The sequence below is a fragment of the Prevotella communis genome (assembly GCF_022024175.1).
GTDB classification, from domain to species: Bacteria; Bacteroidota; Bacteroidia; order Bacteroidales; family Bacteroidaceae; genus Prevotella; species Prevotella communis.
On the sequence record NZ_CP091794.1, the window covers coordinates 985241 to 1005965 of the forward strand.

9 protein-coding genes are annotated in these 20725 nt (G+C 50.9%); all 9 read right to left on the reverse strand.

What is annotated here, in order from left to right; all coding sequences use genetic code 11:
• Window positions 1-31: 31 nt before the first annotated feature.
• The 9 genes from L6466_RS03865 to L6466_RS03905 all read right to left on the reverse strand — a co-directional run bounded on the left by L6466_RS03865 (window position 32) and on the right by L6466_RS03905 (window position 20714).
• A complete protein-coding gene (locus tag L6466_RS03865; RefSeq protein ID WP_237802023.1) occupies window positions 32-2362 on the reverse strand; it encodes a glycoside hydrolase family 31 protein in 2331 nt (776 codons plus the stop codon).
• Between the two features lie 26 nt (window positions 2363-2388).
• Window positions 2389-3756 (reverse strand): CE1 family esterase, encoded by a 1368-nt coding sequence (locus L6466_RS03870; RefSeq protein WP_237802022.1) that lies wholly within the window; start codon window positions 3754-3756, stop codon window positions 2389-2391.
• 9 nt (window positions 3757-3765) lie between these two features.
• Window positions 3766-6405 carry a glycosyl hydrolase family 95 catalytic domain-containing protein gene (locus tag L6466_RS03875; protein ID WP_237802021.1) on the reverse strand — a complete coding sequence of 880 codons (2640 nt, stop codon included), beginning with the start codon at window positions 6403-6405 and terminating at the stop codon, window positions 3766-3768.
• Between the two features lie 12 nt (window positions 6406-6417).
• On the reverse strand, window positions 6418-7926 hold the full coding sequence (locus L6466_RS03880) for a glycoside hydrolase family 43 protein (protein ID WP_237802020.1): 1509 nt from the start codon (window positions 7924-7926) through the stop codon (window positions 6418-6420).
• 301 nt (window positions 7927-8227) lie between these two features.
• Entirely contained in the window at window positions 8228-11110 is a 2883-nt protein-coding gene (locus L6466_RS03885) for a glycoside hydrolase family 2 TIM barrel-domain containing protein (protein WP_237802019.1), read from the reverse strand.
• A 3-nt stretch (window positions 11111-11113) separates the two neighbouring features.
• On the reverse strand, window positions 11114-13474 hold the full coding sequence (locus tag L6466_RS03890) for a glycoside hydrolase family 2 TIM barrel-domain containing protein (RefSeq protein ID WP_237802018.1): 2361 nt from the start codon (window positions 13472-13474) through the stop codon (window positions 11114-11116).
• A 161-nt stretch (window positions 13475-13635) separates the two neighbouring features.
• Window positions 13636-17058 carry a beta-L-arabinofuranosidase domain-containing protein gene (locus tag L6466_RS03895; protein WP_237802017.1) on the reverse strand — a complete coding sequence of 1141 codons (3423 nt, stop codon included), beginning with the start codon at window positions 17056-17058 and terminating at the stop codon, window positions 13636-13638.
• A 4-nt stretch (window positions 17059-17062) separates the two neighbouring features.
• Window positions 17063-18703 carry an alpha-L-fucosidase gene (locus L6466_RS03900; RefSeq protein ID WP_237813081.1) on the reverse strand — a complete coding sequence of 547 codons (1641 nt, stop codon included), beginning with the start codon at window positions 18701-18703 and terminating at the stop codon, window positions 17063-17065.
• 235 nt (window positions 18704-18938) lie between these two features.
• Window positions 18939-20714 carry an Ig-like domain-containing protein gene (locus L6466_RS03905; protein WP_237802015.1) on the reverse strand — a complete coding sequence of 592 codons (1776 nt, stop codon included), beginning with the start codon at window positions 20712-20714 and terminating at the stop codon, window positions 18939-18941.
• Window positions 20715-20725 lie beyond the last annotated feature (11 nt).

Sequence of the window (20725 nt, forward strand, 5' to 3'; positions counted from 1 at the left end):
CCCTCTTTTATATACGGAGTTTTGCGTTTTATTACTTGGCTATGCGGACCTGCGTCTGATGTCCGTCATAGTTGACTGACTGCTGCTTGCCGTCGGGGGTGACAATGGTGAACTGGCGCTTGGTGAGCATGCCGGGATAACTGCCCTTGCGTGCGCCGATGGTGAGGGTGCGGGCCTTATCGTTCCACTGGAAGGTGATGGTGGCATACTGCCCCTTCTCGTAGTTGTAGTTGTCGCCCTCGTCCTCATAGAGTGTGAAGCGGCCGTTGGCGCCGGGATAGACGCGCATCTCGAGGTTGTCCCATGCCTTCTCGCCAACATACTGCATCTCAGGACCGAGGGGCAGGATGCTGCCGGCACGTACGAACATAGGCACGCGGTCGAGTGTGGTCTCGAGGGTCACGTCCTGACCGCCCTTGTACTGCTTGTTAGTCCAGAAGTCATACCAGGCAGCACCCTTTGGCAGGTACTTCGTGGTGGTTTTGGTGGCGGTGAAGTCGATGGCTCCGGCAGCAGAACCATCGGTCGCATTCTGGCGATTCCAGCCGGTCATGGCATCGGTGCGGATAATCTTCTCCTCCGTATACTGTGCCTTCACGATGGGGGCAGCCAGGATGCTACGGCCAAAGAGGAACTCGTCGGTGATGTTCCATACCTTCTTGTCGGCAGCAAAATCGCTGAACAGGGGACGCATATAGCTGTCGTTATTGCTGGTTACCTGCCAAGCGGTGCTATATAAATAAGGTATCAGGCGATAGCGCAGGCGAATCTGCTTCTCGATGGCGTCATAAACGGGCTCGCCCTTCTTACCGAACTGCCATATTTCGCGAGGAGCATCGGCTCCGTGACTGCGGAACACGGGGCAGAACAGTCCGTACTGCATCCAGCGCACGTAGAGTTCCTGGAACTGTGGGTTGCGTGGTGCAGAACCGCTGCCTTTTGTGTTGTAGGAGCCACAGAAGAATCCACCGATGTCAGTATTGAAATTGGGATTGCCCGTCAGAGAATAGCTCAGTCCGGCAGGCACCTGCTTGCGCAGCATGTCCCAGGAGGAGTTGACATCGCCGCTCCACATATTTGAGCCGTAGTGCTGCTGACCGGCATAACTGGAACGTGTCATGATGAAGACACGCTTCTGGCCATAGTCCTTGCGCTGTGCCTGATAGATGCCGCGGACGGTCTCTAGGGGGAAGGCGTTGCGCTGTGAGCGCCAGGTGCCACCATAGACCTTATGGGCATAGTCGCTCTCACGCGGATTGAAGAAGTCGGGGTCGGTAGAGTCCATCCACCAGGCATCGGTACCATAGTCGTAGAGGGTCTTCAGGTATTTCCAGTAGATGGCGCGGGCTTCGGGATGGAAGGCGTCATAGACCTTTACGCCCGAGGGATACTTCATGACGGGAGGCCAGATGTGAGAGATGCCGCTCTGGGGCCAGGTCTCGAAAGGCATGAGCAGACCTTTCTCGTTGAGCTCGCGATACTGCTGGGTCATGGGACCGAAGCTGGCCCAGATGCTAATCATGAAATGTGCATGCTTGCGATGCACGTTCTGTATCATCTGTTTGCCGTTGGAGAAATCTTCTGCAAGGAAATCCATTGCATTCCACAGATAGTTGGAGCCCCAGTACTGCCAGTCTTGTATGATGCCGTCGAGAGGCACGTTCAAGGCGCGATACTGGTCAACGATGCCTTCGGTCTCGGCGGCACTCTTATAGCGCTCTTTGGACTGCCAGAAGCCGTAGGTCCACAGAGGGAACATCGGTACGTCGCCGCTGAGATAGCGCATCTGGGCAATGACGCCGTCGGCATTCTTGCCATACATGAAATAATAGTCCACGCCGTTGCCTACCTCGGCATCGAAGGTCATACCCTCGGCATTGTCTTCAAAGAGGGTGGGAGAGTAGTTCTCCCAGTAGATGCCGTAGCCCTTGATGCTTTGGAGCACATTCTGGAAGTCTTCAAGGTTGGACTGCTCCATGCGTTTCTTCTCGCCGCGGCGGTTCATCTTGCCGTTCTGGATGGTGCCCAGTCCATAGATAGCCTCGTCTTTGTCGAGGGTGAAGGTCTGACGTGCCTCAAGCACGTCACACTCCTTCTCCTTGAGCAGCACCTTTCCCTTGGCTGTGAGGAAGGTGAGGTTGCCTTTGGCATCCTGCTTCACGGTGAGTTCCTTACTGGAGGTGGTGTTGCCTTTTTTTGTGAGAGCCACGTCCTGAGGCTTTGCTGTCACCACCAGCGTCTTGGTGGGCTGACCCTTTACCACGTGTACGATACTGGGCGTGATGAATTCAATCTTCACGTCCTGCGCCTGGGCTTCTGCCAGGCCGATAGCCATAACGGCTAAAGATAATAGCTTTTTCATTTTTATGTAGTTGTTAGTTATGAGAGTTATTTAACAAGGAACTTCTTGTTGTTTCTGATATAGATATTTCCAGGATGGGTGTCGCCCGTGACCTTCATGCCTGAGAGGGCATAGACAGCATCACCGGCATTTCTTGAAACGGCTGGTGCCTGAATGGCCGACAACTCTTCTTCGCTGGCTGTATGGATGCTCAGGTCAGAAAGGGTGACGTTGACGGAAGCATCCTTGCGGGTAATGGTCAGACGGTATTCGCCCCATCCGTCCTCTACCTTGAAGAGGAGGTTGATATCGCCGTTGATGGCCACAGTCTCGTCGATAATGGTGTTCTTTGCGCCTGTCAGCTTCTGCAGTTTTACGGCGATGGTCTTGTCGGCATCACCCTCGGCCTTGAAATGCAGTTTGTAGTTGCCGTTATTGAACTGAAGGGTGCGATACACGTTCTGCTTGGTGCTGGTATCGGGTGTCTGGCCGAAGTACAGCACGTAGGTACTGTTGTAGAGTGATATGCCATGTTTCTTGGGCTCGAATCCCTCGGTCTCGATACGCGGGCGCCATTTCAGGGTGGTGTCGCAAGGCGTGTCGAGGGTGTACTGCTTGAAGAAGTTCCACATGGTCTTTGCAGAATTGCCGTCCTCTGTGTTTGCGGTATAATCGTTGTGTCCCATACCGTCAACCTCGTAGTATACATAAGGGAAACTGCCTTCGCCAGCCTCGTAGACACTCTTGTCGTATTTGCCGGAAACGTTGGTCTTCTGAGGTACGGGGTTGGCACCAAGGCGAGCCACCATCTCGTCCACAATCGTAGGCATGAGTGAGTATTTCACAAAGTCATCGTTCTTGCCGTGGATATGCAGGAAAGGCACGGGGCGCCATCCGGCATGACGGAAGTGGAACTCGTTGAGCTGGAATCCACTGATAGAAGCAAAGGCTGCAAAGACATCGCTGCAGGCATTGGTCATGGCGTAGGTCATCATACCGCCATTGGAGAAGCCACAGCAGTAGATGCGCTTGCGGTCAATGGTGTAGGTCTTGGCCACATCCTCGATAACAGCCATGAGGAACTTGGCATCATCGTTGAACTCGCCAGAGGCATCCCAACCCGTAACCGTTCCTCCGAATACAGGGAAATAGATGTCCTTGCCCTGAGGATAGACCACGATGCAGCCTGCCTGGTCGGCAACGCCGGTGCCAAACGGACTTCTGTCGGTGCTATGGCCGCTGGCGCCATGGAGTGACACCACCAGCGGACAGTTGTCTGTGGCGTTGTTGGGAACGTAGAGCTGGTACTTACGTGTCTCACCATTGACGGTGATGTTGACATTCTTGTCAACCTTGGCAGCTTGTGTCATCACGGTGCAGCATACGGTTGCGAAAATGATAAATAATTTCTTCATAGTTTTTATTTAGTGCTTGATAATTTTCTTGCCGTTGATGATGTTGAGGCCCTTCTGGGGAGCAGAGAGCCGCTGACCTAATATGTTATGGGTCTTATGGGGCTGATGGGCGTTGTGGGCGTTGTGGATGCCGGTTGACTTATAATTTTTTTCGTAGATGCGGTATTTGCCGCCTGGTACGGTCTGGAGATCGTATTCGTAAACTTTCTTGACTGTCAGCGAGGGCTTTTCGCTTAGCGATTTGGCCAGCAGGGGCTCCTTGATGTCAGCAGGGGCATAGAGCGGGTTGGGACAGTCGCCCTCAGCAGGAGTCAGTCCTTCGCCCTCCAGCTCTACGTAGGAGCGCAGACGGGCCGTGCCGCCAATGGCAGAACGCAGTACGGCAGCGGTGAGCTTGCCTTCTTTCCACTCCATGTCTACCTCGAAGGCACCTCTGGCTTTCAGTCCGCTGATGCTACCTTCTTTCCATGCGCTTGGCAGGGCGGGCAACAGGTGGATGGCGCCATCATGACTCTGCAACAGCATCTCTGCGATACCTGCCGTGGCACCGAAGTTGCCGTCGATCTGGAAGGGCGGGTGCGCATCAAAGAGGTTGGGGTAGGTACGGCCGTTGGGATACTGGCTGGTGACATCATCGGATGGCAGCAGACGGAGCATATTCTTCAGGATGGTGAGGGCATGGGTGCCGTCGAGCATACGTGCCCAGAAACAGATCTTCCATCCCAGACTCCAGCCTGTGGCAGCATCACCACGGTCTGTCAGGGTCTGTTTGGCAGCAGCATAGAGTTCGTTATGGTTGAATGGTGATATCTGGTTGGAGGGGAACAGGCCGTAGAGGTGGGAGATATGACGGTGCTGCATCTCGCTGTCATCGGCATCGATGAGCCACTCCTGTAACTGTTTCCTGCTGCCAATCTGCATGGGAGGAATCTTTGAGATCTGGGTCTTGAGTTTTGCGATGTATTCTTCGTCCTCGCCCAGTATCTCTGCAGCTTTCAACGTGTTTGTCAGGGCATCAAACACAATCTGGTTGTCCATGGTGCAGCCGGCGGTAACGGGTGTGGACTTGCCGGCAGGACCCTGTTCGGGACTTACCGACGGCACCACAACGAGCCAGTTGTACTTATCCTCTGCCGTGATATTCTTCGCAAAGACACAGTTCTCAGGAATAGGTTGCATGTAGTCCATGTAGAAGTCGGCCGTGCCCTTGATGACGGGGTACCACTCGCGCAGGAACTCTACGTCGCCTGTATAGAGGTAGTGCTGCCAGAGGTGGGTGGCCAACCAGGCGCCGCCATTGGGATACATACCCCAGAAAGCACCGTCGACAGGTCCGGCAATACGCCAGATGTCCGTGTTGTGATGGGCTACCCATCCGCCACACCGGTACATATTCTTTGCAGTCTTCGCACCCGTTTCGCTCAGGTCGCGTATCATGGAGAAGAACGGCTTGTTGGTCTCTGTGAGGTTGCACACCTCCGAGGGCCAGTAGTTCATCTCGGCGTTGATATTGATGGTGTATTTTGAGTCCCAGGGGGCATCCTTCAGGTTATTCCACAAGCCCTGCAGGTTGGCAGGCTGACTGCCAGGCTGACTGGACGAGATGAGCAGGTAGCGGCCATAGTTGAAGAGCAGGGCCACCATGCCCCAGTCGGTACTTCCGTAAAACTTGTCCAGACGTTTCTCGGTGGTGAGCTGGCTGTTGGCCTGTGATGATGGCAGCCAGAGGCGCACACGGTCGTATTGCTTCTGGTAAGCCTCCACATGGCGGCTCAGCAGTTCGTCGTAGTTGTGCTTCAGGGCTGAGTTCAGATACGACAGCGCCTTGGCAGACCCCTTGCCAGATGTATTGTTATACTTGAGATAATTGGTGGCAGCCGATATGTAGATGGTTGCCCAGGTATAGTCCTTCACCGTGACGGCACTTGACGTGCCATAGGTCACCTCGCCATCGCTCTCCACACGATAGCGCAGGTAGCCCTTGAGTTTATAGGCTACGCCTTCGTGGTCTACACCCGTGATGATGGAAAGCCATCCGTCGTCACTTTTCGACGCACTTCTGGTGAAGTCGGAAATGATGTGGCGCAGGGTGAAACTGGAAAGTGTGTCGGCCTCCAGACGGACAACGATGATGCTGTCGGGCATCGTGGCAAAGGCGGTACGACGGTAGTGGTGCCCATGATGCTCGAAAGAGACGGTAGAGAGTGCCTTCTGCAGGTCGAGCTCACGACGGTAGTTGGTCACCTCAGCGTCAGTGATATTGTTGTGGGTCATCCTCAGACTGCCCAGGTGCAGGTATTTCTGGCCGTGCGGACCTTTGATGAACTGCTGGTTAATCAGGTCCTCAGCCTTCTTCTCCTGTCCGTTGAAGATATAGTTGCGCACCGTGGCCAAGTTGGATGCGGCTGTACTGCTGTTATTATTATGGGGACCTCCGCTCCAGAAAGAGTCTTCGTTGAGCTGGATCTCATCGACGCGCGGTCCGCCGTATATCATACCGCCTATACGGCCATTACCAATAGGCAGGGCCTCGAGCCATATCTTTGCGGGCTTGTTGTCCCACAGACGGTTGGTGTTGTCGGTGTCCTGGGCTGCTATCTGACTGCAGAAACCCAGAAACGTCAGAAGGGTGAGGGTGATTCTTTTCATTGTTGTGACAGGTTATTTGATGATTTTCTTACCATCGATAATCTTGATGGCATGGTTGATGTGATTGCTTGTTCTGCGTCCTTGCAGGTCGTAGGTGGCCTGTGGTGGGCGTTTGGTGGTTTGAGGCTGGATGCTGGTTGGCTGCTCAAAAAACTGCCACTTGTCGAAATCAAAACTCGTTGCGGTGGTGCCTGCGAAGGTGAAGAACAGGTCCTGTACGCCGGTGATGGGGGTGGTGAGGTCTACTGTCACTTCCTGCCACTCGCCGTCGGTTGACGGGATGTTGACTTTTCCTTTCGCAGTACTGCTTGCTGTCTTGACACGTATCAGGATAACAGCATCGCCTGTGGTACGCACCACGGCCTTGAATGATTTGGCTCCAGCCTCGCCAAAGTCCACGTTGCGCACTTTGATATAGCTGCTCTTGGTGATGTTGGAGGCATAGCAACCGTTATGGTCGCCCAGGCACAATAAGCCAGAACACTTGTTGATGGTCTCGGCCTCCTGCAGTTCAAAAGGGTTCAACGTCTGGATAGGTTGGACGCCAGTGGTGGTGAACTTGATGCTGGGGATGGTGCCGTCCTCGTTGGGGGTGAATTCTTCCACGCAGGTAGAGCGCTTAAAGCCACCGCCTCCGCTCAGTTTGCCGTTGTGATAGAACATATAGTGATGTCCCTTGAACTCCACGCTGCCGCCATGAATCGTAAAACTGTTGTCGGCCTGACCCAGTATCTTGCCCTGGTAGGTCCAGGGACCCGTAGCCTTGTCGGCTGTGGAGTAGGCCCAATGCTCAGGAACGCCACCGGCGGCATACTCCAGGTAGTACTTGCCGTTGCGCTTGTAGATCCATGAAGCCTCCTCAAAGTTGGTCTTGGGCGTGCCGTCGTCGTTATAGCCCTTATACGGGCCAAAAGCTGTCTCGTCCTTCGTCTTGACCTCGACCTCATTGCCTGTGAATGACGTCATGTTCTTGTTGAGCTTGACATACCACAGCATGTTGTTGCCGTAATACAGGTAAGCCTGCCCGTTGTCATCGATAAAGACAGACGGGTCAATCTTGAACCAACCCTTTACGATAGGTTTCTTGATGGGGTCTTTATATGGACCGGCAGGATTATCGGCCACGGCCACGCCGATGCCTGGATAGGATTGGCCCTTGATGGTGGCCGTACAGTACCAATACCACTTGCCGTTGCGCTCTATGCATTGGCTGGCCCAACAGTCGTTGTCCTGCTTGGCCCATGAAGAAAAGGTTTTCGAGGTGATGGGCGTGCCGCGATAGGTCCAGTTGACCATATCCACGGTACTGTAGAGCAGCCAGTCTTTCATTGTGAAATAGTTGTTTTCCGTCACTTTCTCGTCATGATCCACGAAAAGATAGAGGGTGTCACCATGCACGTAGGGCGCAGGGTCGGGGGTGTAACGGTCGTGGATAATGGGATTTTGAGCCCATATGGACAGGGGTGCAAGGGTGGTAATGCCTGTGAGTAGCAACCCTTTCATGTTGATGAATTTGGTCATGTTGTTTACGCTTTTAGTTATTTTGGTGGCAAAATTACAATAAAAATCTCAATGTTGTCTTTTTTTTTGTTTCAAATCCTTTTCAAATAAACGAAATATGGCACGTAATCACTACGTGCCACACTTTCAAACCATAAATTACTATTATACTAACTTACCAACTAAAAAATATTAATGGTTGGTTTAGTCTTGAGTCGAATTAATCTGGGTGCAAAGGTATAAATAAAGAAACGTTTCCAACAAGGGAAACGTTTCATGGTTATGCGGAATTTTGTCAAATGCGTAAGGTGTCCTTGTTTTCTTATTGAAATGATAGGATAAAACTGTAATGATGGGGCTGGTTGCCGTCAATGGTGTACTGGGGAAGGGTGCGCTTGCCCCATGTGTCTGTTCCACCTACGCCGTGAATATTGGCATCGATATTGAGATTGACGAAACGACCGTGCTGGATATCACTGGGATGATGAACACCTTCAAGATCTTCCTCACCATAGTCCCATGCTCGGATGCAGAGGGGCTGACAGCCCTCGATACGCAGGGTTCTCGCCGCAGGAGACCCAACTGCCGCAGGAGCGGATGAAATCTCAAACCAGCGGATGTCGCATCGGTTGCCGTTGTCCTGTGGATGGAGATAATCAGTCTCGTATGCCGATAGGGGCATCTGGTACTTGCCGAGGAAGGCAGAACGCTTACGGTCTGGATAGTTCTCCCAGGGACCGCGGCCATAATATGTAATCGCGGTGTAGTTGGCTGGCAGACGCATCCTCATGCCGAATTTTGGCATCACGGGGCGGTCCTGTGCTGCAGGTTGATAGTCCACCTCAACAAGAATGCTGTGCTCGTTGATGATGGTGTAGTTCACCTTGACATCTTTTACTTCCTTCCAGATGGCTGTACGACGGGCAAAACCGGCTGCGCTCTGGTTGTCATTTTCTGGTTTCCAGAAATAGGGCTCCAGCGGAGCCTGTAGTACCTCGTGGCCATCGACGATCCAAGAGGCGAGGGCGTTTCCGCTGATTGTGAATGACTTAGTCTCTTGCTTCTCCTTGTGGTGGAGGGGCGTTGCGACTTCCGCCTTGTTTTTCCAGTTCCACGTCTGTAGAACGAACTGCTCTCGAGCAATTGTAAACCCTTTCTTGGCCCAGGGCTTATCCTCTTTCTGGTGGGCGGAAACATTGAGTACCACTTCGCTATCATAGCGCAGGGTGTCGTAGGTGATATCATACTCGTCAACAGTGGTAAAACTGTCTCGGTTGACGATGCGGATGGTGCCATCTGGTTCGCGGAGAAACTGCAAGGGCTGATACACCTTCTGTACTTCATAGTAGTGGGGGTGGGGCGTACGATCAGGGGCCAGCAGGCCATTGAGGCAGAACTGCCCGTCGTTGGGCTTGTCGCCAAAGTCACCACCGTATAGGTATGTTCCATCTTTTTCTATTCCCTGGTCCACCCAGTCCCAGATGGCGGCGCCGCAAATGGAGGAGTCGCTGTATATCACATCCCAGTACTCCTGCAGATTACCACAGGAGTTACCCATAGCATGAGCATATTCGCGCATCATGAAAGGTTTGTCGTTTACTGTCTGGGCATTCTTCTTCAGTTCGTCGGGATAGAGATAACTGTCGTCCCAGATATCAGAATAACGACGGTCGCTGTCGTAGAAGGCCGGACGGGTTGTGTCGAGCTGCTTCACCTTGTGATACATGGCTTCGATATTTGGCCCTTGAGCACCCTCGTTGCCAAGACTCCACAGAATGACGCAGGGGTGGTTGAAGTCGCGCTTCACCAATGACTCGGCTCTGTCCACATGGGCTTTCTGGAATGAAAGGTCTTCGCCCATCACTTTGTTGGCATAGCCGTAGCCGTGGGTCTCGTGGTTGGCCTCGTCCATCACGTAGATACCCCATTTGTCGCAGAGTTCATATAGGTATTCACGGTCTGGGTAGTGAGAGGTGCGCAAGAAGTTGACGTTGGCCTGCTTCATCAAGCGGATATCTGTCTCGTAGGTGGCATTATCGACATAGCGACCTGTCTTTGGATGATGGTCGTGACGGTTCACACCACGCAACTTCACGTTTTTACCATTAATCTTGAAGACCTCGCCAACGATTTCGATCTTCTTTACACCGAAATGATAGGCAAATTCTTCATTATTCTTACTGTCCTTCATGCCAAGCAGTTGCAGGGTGAAGGGATAGAGCCAAGGCTTCTCGGCAGTCCAAAGACGAGGCGGGGTGTCATAGTGATACGTGAGTTCTACGACAGTGGTATCGCCAGCATGCAATTTTGATATGCAATGGTTGGCTATGTTCCTATGGTTAGGATCGACGTTGACGCCATACAGTTCGGGACAAGCCATCTGCAACTGAACCAGCAGATCCTTTGCTGTTTTCTTGCCAGTATTGCATACAGTAATCTTAGCATTAACTGTGAACTGCGAGTAGTCGGCATTGGGAATAGCCTCTATCTTGTAGTCGGCAATGTGTACCAAAGGACGTACCCACAGTTGAACGCTGCGGAAGATGCCACTCAGACGCCACATGTCCTGACATTCCAAATAGGAACCGTCGCTCCAGCGATAGACTTCAACGGCAATCTTGTTTTTGCCTGCCCGCATGTACTTTGTGACATCGAATTCGGCAGGCGACATGGAATTCTGACTATACCCCACCTTCTGGCCATTCACCCATAGGTACATGGCTGAGTGTACGCCTCCGAAATGGAGAATCAGGTTTTTTGAGAGCATATCCTTCGTCACGTCGACAAACGTAACATACGATCCCACAGGGTTGCGATTCTCGTAAGCGGTCCAGTCCTTGGGTGGCTCACTAGTTACGCTGGGACGGTCTTTGGCAAAGGGATAGTTCATGTTTACATAGATAGGCGTGCCATAGCCCTGTAATTGCCAGTTGCCGGGAACGGTAATCTTGCCCCATTGACTCACGTCATAATCCTCTTTGTAGAAATCTGCAGGACGCTCCTCGGGCTTACGGCTCCAGTGGAAGAGCCATTGTCCGTCGAGTGAGATAATCTCCTTGCATTCTTTCTGCTTGGATGGCAATTGAAGCGTGGCATGATAAGGCAGTTTGTTGATGCCCAGCACGGCGGGATTCTCCCAATCGTGTGTTTGGGCCTGTGTCTGCAGGGCTAACAAAGCTACCAGTACCACGAGGACTCTTTTCATCGTTTATTTCGTTTTTATGGTCAGACTGGCCGTAGGCAGACTGCTCTTGATGCTGATCTGTGTATTACCTTTCTTATGTGTGCTGCGTACCACGAGTAGGGCGCGTCCCTTCCATGTCTTTACACGAGGCGTGGTGTAGGGCTCGGTATCCTTGAGGTCGGCAGAGGCAAACGACAATAATGTACCTTGTCCCTTGACAAAGGCTTCGCAGGGAATGACAGCATCGGGACAGACACGACCGTCCTTGTCGACTACCTCGATGGTGACAAAGGTGAGGTCTTGGCCGTCGGCAGTCATGATCTTTTTGTCGGGAGTTAATCTTAGTTTTGCGGGTTCGCCGGCAGTCTGAAGCAGACTGGTTGAACTGGTTGATACTGCCTTCAATACACCAGGCTCATAGTTGACGGTAAAGACGGCCTTGAACTCGGTTTCGCGGCTCACTTTCTTTGTGCCGACAAGCTGGTCGTTCAGATAGAGTTTTACCTCTGGATCCTTTGTATAGACCTCTACTTCAACGGGTTTGCCTTCCCAATCAGTCCATGTCCATGACTCCCATGTCGGCCATACGCTCCACATCGTCGTTTTGATCTCGCCATGATAGCCATTGGGTTCTTTGACGGCCATATAGAGTGGCGTGTCTTTGTTCCACAGCATCTCGCGGTAATGGCTGATGGGCTTGCGCCAACCGGTGATGTCGACATCGCCACAGGGGGCACCGTGCCATTCGGGCTGTCCGCCCTTAATCCACGACTCGCCCTCGCGCTCGCCTTTATAATAGTTGCGACCGATGCCGCTTTCGCCAAGGTAGTCGAGACCTGTCCATACGATATCGCCTACAACATAGGGGAAGTCATTCGCAACCTCCCAGTTCCTGAAGGCATCGCGCGGATAGCTCTCAGTCTGCCAGATAACGCGTTTTGGGTCGCGCTTATGGTCGCTGGCGTGTTTGAAAATCATGTAGTTATAGCCTACCACATCGAGCACTTCCGCATGCGGGTCGTAGATTTCCCAATCGCGATCCCAGGCACAGAGGGCCTCAGTAACAGGACGCGTGTTGTCTATTTCCTGTATAGCTTTCTTCATCTGTCTGGCGGTATAGACCACGCGGATGTCCTTACGTTCAATAACCTCGTTGCCGATGCTCCATGAGATGACGCTAGGGTGATTCAGGTCGCGCTTCACCATGGCATGGATATCCTCCTGATAGCAGGAGTCGATAAGTGTAGAGTAGTCGTAGGGATTCTTTTGCGTGCGCCAGCCATCAAAAGCCTCGTCGATAACCAGCATTCCGATGGAGTCGCAGGCATCAAGGAAAGCACGGGTCGTAGGATTGTGTGAGGTGCGAATCAGGTTGAAACCAGCTTCCTTCATCTGCTTCACCTTGCGAACTTCTGCAGCGTCGAACGCCATAGCACCCAGCACACCGTCGTCATGGTGTACGCAGGCACCGTTGATAAGCACCTTCTTGCCGTTGAGCACGAAACCTTTCTCGGCATCGAAGGAGAAGGAGCGGATGCCGAACTTCACACGCTGCTCGCCAATGATACGTCCCTCAGACTTTAATTTGACGATGGCTTCATATAAATGAGGATCTTCGGGCGACCAAAGATGAGGGTTGGCAATCGTAAAGTGAAAATCTACGGTGAGGCTTGATGCCTTATGCATCGTGTATCCATGTTCGAAATACTGTTTCAGAATGTGGCTCGTTTGTGGGGCCATTTTGAAGCTTCCTTCGTTGAACGTTACCTCAATAGCGTCAAGTTGACGGTCTGCCTGGGATGCATTGTTCACATTGACGGGAATTGAAACCTCTGCTTCTTTCTCGCTTACCACGGGTGTCTTGACAACAACGCCATTCTCAGCAATATGCAATGCAGGCATCGTCTCCAGCCACACGTGGCGGTAGATGCCAGAGCCTGAGTACCAGCGACAGTTGGGCTGCTCGCTGTTGTTGACCTTGACGATGACTTCGTTTGGTTGTTTCTTATCCTTATTGAGATAATTCGTTACGTCAATAGTGAACGGCGTGTAGCCATAGCCATGCTGTCCGGCCTTCTGTCCGTTAACGAAGACTTCGGCTTTCTGATAGACACCTTCGAAATGGAGCTTGGTAATATCGGCATTGGGGGTCTTGAATGTCTTGCGATACTCGCCCTTACCGCCTTCAAACCAACCACCGCCGGTGCCTGTGGCTCCCTTGCCGGAGTTTGGACCTTCGTAGATGTCCCAGTCGTGAGGCAGGTTTACATTGGTGGTCTTGCCGTTACGAGTGAACTGCCAGTTATCGTCAAACAACTGCTTGTCTTGTGCTGTTGTTGTCATGGTACCACACAGCACCATTGCAAATAAAAAAAGTCGTTTCATTTTCTCTTTTTAGGTTTGGGTTATATTGGGGGTACAAAGTTATGTAATAATCCTGAGAAAGCCAAGGGAAGCGTAAAAAACAATCGTATAAGTAAGGCTAAAATCGATTGATTTCGCAGTATCTAATGCTTCTAAATCATTCATAGGTTCATTCTGGATGTTTAATCATTCAATTTCATGTAGTCGGTAAAGCGGATACCAAAAGTTTTGTAGAGAGGAACAAACCGAACAGGATTGCCTTCGCTTGTGGCTGTGGTAGAGAATTCTAATTTCCCTTCTGTTTTGCGAATCCAATCAAGATTGGTCCTTGAGCCCGTCAATGCGGGTATGGGATCGGCAGGTTGCATGTAGGAGGGATAGCCGCCAAAATAATTGTCAGTCACATTCACACGGTCTTCTGTTATGCCCTCTGTTCCCATATCGGCAGCAAGTGCGAAAGGACCGTAATAAAGAGCGACGATATGAGGCTGGCTGGGTAGATGCTCCAAGCGCAGATGCATCGGAAGATGTACACTGATGACATCGCCTTGTTTCCAACTTCCGCTGATTATGCAGTAGCCGTCTCTTGTTTCATAGTGTAGGTCCTGTTTCGCGCATGTTGCTTTGAAGCCCTTGCACCATGAGGGAATGCGGATTTTCAGCACTGCACGTCCGCTTCCTTTAGTGATGCGGATTCTTATAAATGTATCGTGCGTGAGGTCGCCTGTCTGTTCTACAATCATCTTCTTGTCTGTCCAGTTGAGTTGCGCAGGAAAGAACTGACTGACGTAGAGGGTGTCGGCATCGGAGAAAAAGACCGATTGTCCGTAACGCACGTGGTTCTCCATTCCAGTACCCGTACAGCACCAAAATACGTCAGTATTCTTTCCGTAGGTTTTGAAGGAGCCAGGTAATTGTGTATGGAAGTACATGAAGTTAGCGTTTTCAGGATTTATGCTGCCCATGATGTGATTGAGGGTGGCTCGTTCCACATACTCGGCATATTGGGGCTGCCGGGTGATGCGGAAAAGGTCGTTCGAGAGCTTGATAAGGTTATTGGTGCAGCAAGTCTCGCCAGCCTGTCCATCGAGTTCCTCTCCGATATGGTCAGGAGGTAGGTTCCAGTGCTCATGATAGCCTGTGGAACCATTGCAGTAGGTGCGATGCAACGTGACGTGTTTCCAAAAATTCACAGCAGCTAAAAGCAAGGTCTTGTCGCCTGAGATCTCATACTCACGTTCTGCTGCGATGAACTGTGGTATTGTGCTGTTTGCGTGATGGAAGTTTGGTGTCCGCTTGTCATCCAGTATATCGTGACCACCTGCCGATGGCAGGAGTTTGTCTGTCTGTTGGAAGAACTGTCCAGCTTTCAGATGCTGCTCGTGTTTCGTCTCCTGATAGAGGTTGAGCATTGCCTCTGCAAAGCCTCCCACTTCCTGCACGTCCATATTGTGACGCCAAAGTTCCTTGTCCTGCAGTCGTGTTGTACGCAGATAAATGTAGTCGCCCATCTCGCTGGCAATGGTCAGAGCCATCTCATTGCCAGTATATCGATGAGCATCAAGGAGACCTTGCAAGATTTTGTGAAGTGTGTAGTATGGTGCCCATCCGCTGCCGTCTGTTTCCACACGGTTGAGCATTTCTTCGCTAAAGGCACTGACATATCCACTGCCACCTTTCATCTGTACCTCCCTCAATACACCGACTATGTAATCCACCGTTTTCTTTGCCTCTGTGTCACCACTCTGAAAGTAAAAAAGGCTCAGCGTTGTGAGATAGTGTCCTAAGGTGTGACCCCTCAAATCTGTCGATTCCCATCCTCCATAAGGAAAACACCCTTCGGGCTGTGGAAGTCCCACACGTTGACGAAAGAAATAGAGCAAACGGTCAGCACTGAGGGAACTCACGAACTCCATATCCTTCTGTTCCAACAATAGCCAGTCGCCACCCGTGATTTGAGTTGTGCACCACTGCTTCAACGGTGTTGGCTGTCGAGATTTTTTGTCTTGCAAGCGTCCTTCGACCGAGCGGAGTGTCGATAGTAAATCATTCTTTTCGCTCAGTCCCTCTTGTGTCAGAGGAACAAACTGCATGGTGCCATCAGTATTGAAATACAGATTCTCGGCGCACACACTGCGGCGACAATCGCCTCCAGGGGCTCCTTCAAGCTGGTAGGAACCATCGTGATAGATGTAATACCATTTGCCCTTGAACTGAATGACCGAAGGATGGATGGTGAAGCCATGATTGGCCGAGGTGCTGACAAATCCCCGATAGGTCCAAGGACCCTCCATTTGTTCCGCTGTGGAATAGGCCATTTGTTCTGACTGTACGCCTGGAGCATCAGAAGCATATACGTTGTAATACAGGTTGCCACGTTTAAAGAGCCAAGGTCCCTCGCTATAATTGCGCATCGGTACTTTCTTGACTTCTCCATCCAGCTCTATCATGTTTTTCTTCAGTCGTACCATATAGCAGTCGCCATTGCCCCATGCCATCCAAGGAGTTCCATCATCGTCAATCAGCACCGTCGGGTCGATGTCGGCATTGCCACGATGGGAATCGGGAGTCATGTCATCTGTAATTAACGGTGTGCCATCTATTCTTGCTGGTGTAAAGGGACCCGTAGGTGAATCGCTCACAGCCACATCAATGGCATGTTCAGGCTTGTTTTTATAATCCAAGGTGACATAGTAATAGAATTTGCCGTCTCGCTCCACTACCTGACCAGCCCATGAACCACCAGGAGACGCATAGGGGAAATCGGCAGCCTTGAGTACAGGGCCATGTGCGGTCCAATGTTTCATGTCTGTGGATGAATAACACAGCCAACGAGGCATATTGAACCATCCGCCAGGTCCAGCACAGTCTTCTCCTACATAAGCATAGACGGTGTTTCCTATCACAGTGAACGCGGGATCGGCTGTGAATCGGTCTGTGAAGAGGGGATTCTGACCTGCCACACGAGGCAGAGGTGCACCGCTGATTTCAAGGTTGCGGATTGCTCCTTCACGCACTTGCAAAGAGTTGGGAAAACCACTGGGGAATCCGTGTCCCAACACCCATAGAGAGGCATTATGGCGCAATGCTTTGCCTGGATAGCGCAACATGTCACTTGTACCGTCAACGTTCAGTTCAAGCACAGACTCGTCTTTTTTGGCGTCATAATGTGCTGTGGCACTCACCCGATACCATTGTCCCGTTGTGACAGTAGGACCGGCACACAGACGATGCGGCTGTTCGTTTTTGTCAATCACTTCTACAAAGAACTGCCTGTGCATGTTGTCATAACCTAGAGAAATGTCACCAAACAGCGAGTTTTTGCTCAGAAGATGAGACGCTTTTCCCTCCTTACAAACAAACACCTGTTCCGTTCCGAGTGTTCCGCACTTCAGTTCTGCTGCCACCTTCCATTCTTTCTGCATATCAGTATAAGGCAGAGGATGGTTGAAGTCTAGCTTGTATTCACTCATATTGAGCTTTAATTCTTGAGAAGCATCTTTGAATTTCCAATCAAGCAAGGTATAAACTCTCTCTTGTGCCACAATATGCAGGGGGATGATGCCAACCCACAGTGGCATGATGAGTAATAGGATTCGTTTCATTAGTCTATTTGCGTTTTGGGTGTATATCAATATCTCCATAGCCCATGCGGCTACCCTCGGCCAGTCGGTCTGCATCGAATTTGATGATGCGGGCTTTGGTGGCAGGGAACTTAATGGTCTGCCATATGGGATTATTAACAATGTTAGAGAATTCTCCCGATGCAAGCTTGGTCCAATGTGCCCAGTCTGTAGAGGCCCAAAGGGTGTAGTGAGTGATAAGGCCATCCTTTGTTCCTTGTGGTGGCAAGTAGCGGAAGGTCGTAAATGTCTGTTCTTGGTCCCAGTCAATCATCATCTGTGTGGGACTGCTGAAGAATATATGCAGGCCTGATGACTTCTTCTCACCAGAATCCTGAATGTCGGCTGTGAGTTCAGGAGCGAGGTAAACGCCCAGTTTCTTAATGATTGGTTCAGCTTTCGTATCAGTAATTGAGAAACGGAGCTTTGTGGCTTTGACTGTTGGGAAGCAGATAATGCGGCGGTGGCCTACTGTGGTGAGACCATCACCATTATCTACCAATGCGTCCTTTAAAGACCGCCATTGTCCATCGACGAGAGCTTCTAAAGTGAACTTCTTGACACGTTGTCCTAAAGCGATATTCTCCTCTGCTAGGAAACGGTTAAATGATGTGGGCTTATTGAAGTTGATGATGTAAGACCCGCTTGTAAGCTTGGGCGCCTTTACTTCCTTGACGATATTCTTCTTGAATATATGGTCTATCATCTTTTTGAAGGCAATACCACGCAGACTGTCGTTGGAATGAATGCGTCCGTTGGGGGCGATGGGGAAATTAAGTAGTAGGGTGGAGTTGCGGCCTACTGATTTATAATACGTATCCATGAGTTTCGACAGACTCTTCACGTGTTCGTTTTCTGTCTCGTGGTAGAACCAGCCTGGACGGATACTGGTATTCGTTTCGCCAGGGCACCATACGTCGCCGTTTTCTACTCCGAAATGCAGCATATGATAGGGGGTGTCGCCCTCCGAAGGCATCAGACTCCAGTTTGTCTCGCCCACATTGCCAGCCTCAGTACCCACCCAGCGCAGGTCACCACGGTCGCCACCATCGTTCCAGATGACAGCATTGGGCTGCAACTCGCGAATCATCTTGAATGTTTCGGCCCATTCGTAGTAGGTGCGTCCATCAATACGACGTACCTCGTTGGCACCGCCATACCATCCGTCACCACCGTTGGCACCATCGAACCACACCTCAAAGATGTCGCCATATTGGGTGAGCAATTCGCGCAACTGATTGCGAAAATAGGTAATGTATTCTGGTTTACCGTAGTCTGGATGATTTCTGTCCCACGGTGAGAGATAGACGGCGAACTTCAGTCCTTCCTCGCGACAAGCATCGGCCAACTCTTTCACAACATCACCTTTGCCATCTTTCCATGGTGTGTTCTTAACGCTATACTCTGTATATTTCGAAGGCCACATGCAGAAACCACAATGATGCTTAGCCGTGAAAATGATACCCTTCATGCCTGCTTGTTTGCAGACGCGTGCCCACTGGCGACAGTCAAGGTCAGAGGGATTAAACAACTTCAAGTCTTCGTTGCCAAATCCCCACTCCTGATCGGTATAGGTGTTCATGGAGTAATGGATAAAAGCATACATTTCCATCTCCTGCCAGTGCAATTGTTTTTCACTGGGTATAGGACCATATGGTTTTGATTGTGACCAACACGACACTCCCATGAGGTATAAAACGAGAAATAATAGGGTTTTACGCATATTGTTTATTGGTTGTAATAATGGGTGCAAAATTACAAAGAATATATGATATAAAAAAGAATTTATGTAGGATTTAATAATATAATAATAGGATAAAATAAAAATCCGGGTCTTGCTGTTGAAGACCCGGACTCTCGTGTTACCTTTTTATAATCTTTTTACCGTTACTAATATATATGCCTGGTTTTTGCTGGGACAGACTCCTGATGTTCTGCCCCTGCAAGTTGTAGATTCTCTCATTTCCCTCTTGGGATGCTTGGGTGGTATGAATCCCCGTTGCCACATAACTGTTGTTCATGATATACATCTGTCCGATGATGGCGTCGCTCCATTCTGATGCAGCACTGTAGATGGCGATGACATAGTCTCCTTGTTCTGTGATGTCAAACTCAAAAGTCTGTTGGGCAGGACTGCTGAAGTTATTGTCTGTCTTATTGCCGATGTTGATATTGGGCGTATAGGTCTGACTGGCTATGCTGACATTGCCCGTGCGCTTCTCAATATGGATTTCTATAGGACCAAAGTCGGCCATGTTCCAGTTGCACATCTTATATTTCAGGGTGTAGTGGCCAGGGGCCATGCTGACTGTTGTACCGGCATCTTTTAGGCCGTACTTAGCGTAGCCCTGATGTTTATTGCCATTGATGTTGCGGAAGTAAAGACCGTAGCTGAAGCCTTTCGTGGTGCCGGTGAACTGCAACACGCGGCATCCGGAAGAGAATCCGCTGCTGTAGCCCGTACGTTTCTCGCTACTGTCGTAGGTGGTCCATCCCGCGGGAACAGCACCTCCTTCCGTGAAACCAGAGGCCAGACTCAAGGATGTGGGAGCCTGGAATGTAACCTCAACGGTTGCTGTACTCGTCTCTCCGTCGTTGTCTGTGGCAACGGCTTTCAGCGTGTGCTTGGTGGCAGTTGCTCCTGTCAACGTGGCACTATAGGGCTTTTCCGTGCAGGTGGCCAATAGTGTGTTTCCATCATAGAACTCCACTTTCTCTACCGTACCGTTGGGATCGTCTGCGGTAGCTGTGATGGTGATATCGGGGAACGTTACTTCGTTCTTCGGACCAAAACTGACGTATTTCCCACCTGTGGCAGGTGAGGTGATCTTGACGTTGGGCGTGGTCTTGTTCAGCGAGAAACGCTTGCAGAAGTTCCATATTTCCTTACCAGTATATACCTGCTTCTCTTTGCAAATCCAGTGTCCTTTGTTGGGTAATTCCAGCAGACGCACCTCGGAACCGTCATTACCTGGTCCCCAGACGCGCATCTTGCAGCCGCCGAAGCCATTATAATTGTCGGTGACCTTTGCCGTAGTGGGACAACCGTTATGTCTGATCCATACGTTGAGGGCCGGTTGCGCACCACTAAAGGCGCAGGTCTCGTCGCTTGTGCCGTGGATATGCAGGATGGGAATGGCTCGTACGTTAGCATTGGCGGTAGCACCACCCATAGGATAGCCACTACAGGGGGCAAAGGCTGCGATGAGGTCGGGAATCTTGTTCATGGCGTGATAGGTCAGCATGCCGCCCATGGAGAATCCGCCCAGATAGACGCGGTTACGGTCAATCTTATGCTGTGTCACCATCTTGTCGATGATGGCTTTGATAAAGTTAATGTCGCGATTGCCACTGGTGTCCCATGATTTGTTGATGCCATTGGGGAATACACAGACAAACTTGGCTGTGTCGCATACGGCCTCCATACTCACCTGGTCATTTTTGAACTCGCTGTTCTGCATCCAACCGGCATCCTGATTATACCCATGACAGAAGATAAGAAGCGGACGACCTTCGCCTAAGTTCTTAGGTACTATGACATTGTACGAACGACTGGTGCCGTCAACGGTGATGTTGTCGGCCTTGGCAGGCGTTAGTCCTATGATAAATAGGAATAGCAATAAAATGGTTTGTTTCATAATGGTTATTT

Bases quoted from the DNA above. Each gene is read 5' to 3' on its own strand.
- L6466_RS03890 (WP_237802018.1), bottom strand. From the start codon at position 13,474: ATGAAACGACTTTTTTTATTTGCAATGGTGCTGTGTGGTACCATGACA.
- L6466_RS03875 (WP_237802021.1), bottom strand. From the start codon at position 6,405: ATGAAAAGAATCACCCTCACCCTTCTGACGTTTCTGGGTTTCTGCAGT.
- L6466_RS03885 (WP_237802019.1), bottom strand. From the start codon at position 11,110: ATGAAAAGAGTCCTCGTGGTACTGGTAGCTTTGTTAGCCCTGCAGACA.
- L6466_RS03865 (WP_237802023.1), bottom strand. From the start codon at position 2,362: ATGAAAAAGCTATTATCTTTAGCCGTTATGGCTATCGGCCTGGCAGAA.
- L6466_RS03895 (WP_237802017.1), bottom strand. From the start codon at position 17,058: ATGAAACGAATCCTATTACTCATCATGCCACTGTGGGTTGGCATCATC.
- L6466_RS03905 (WP_237802015.1), bottom strand. From the start codon at position 20,714: ATGAAACAAACCATTTTATTGCTATTCCTATTTATCATAGGACTAACG.
- L6466_RS03870 (WP_237802022.1), bottom strand. From the start codon at position 3,756: ATGAAGAAATTATTTATCATTTTCGCAACCGTATGCTGCACCGTGATG.
- L6466_RS03880 (WP_237802020.1), bottom strand. From the start codon at position 7,926: ATGACCAAATTCATCAACATGAAAGGGTTGCTACTCACAGGCATTACC.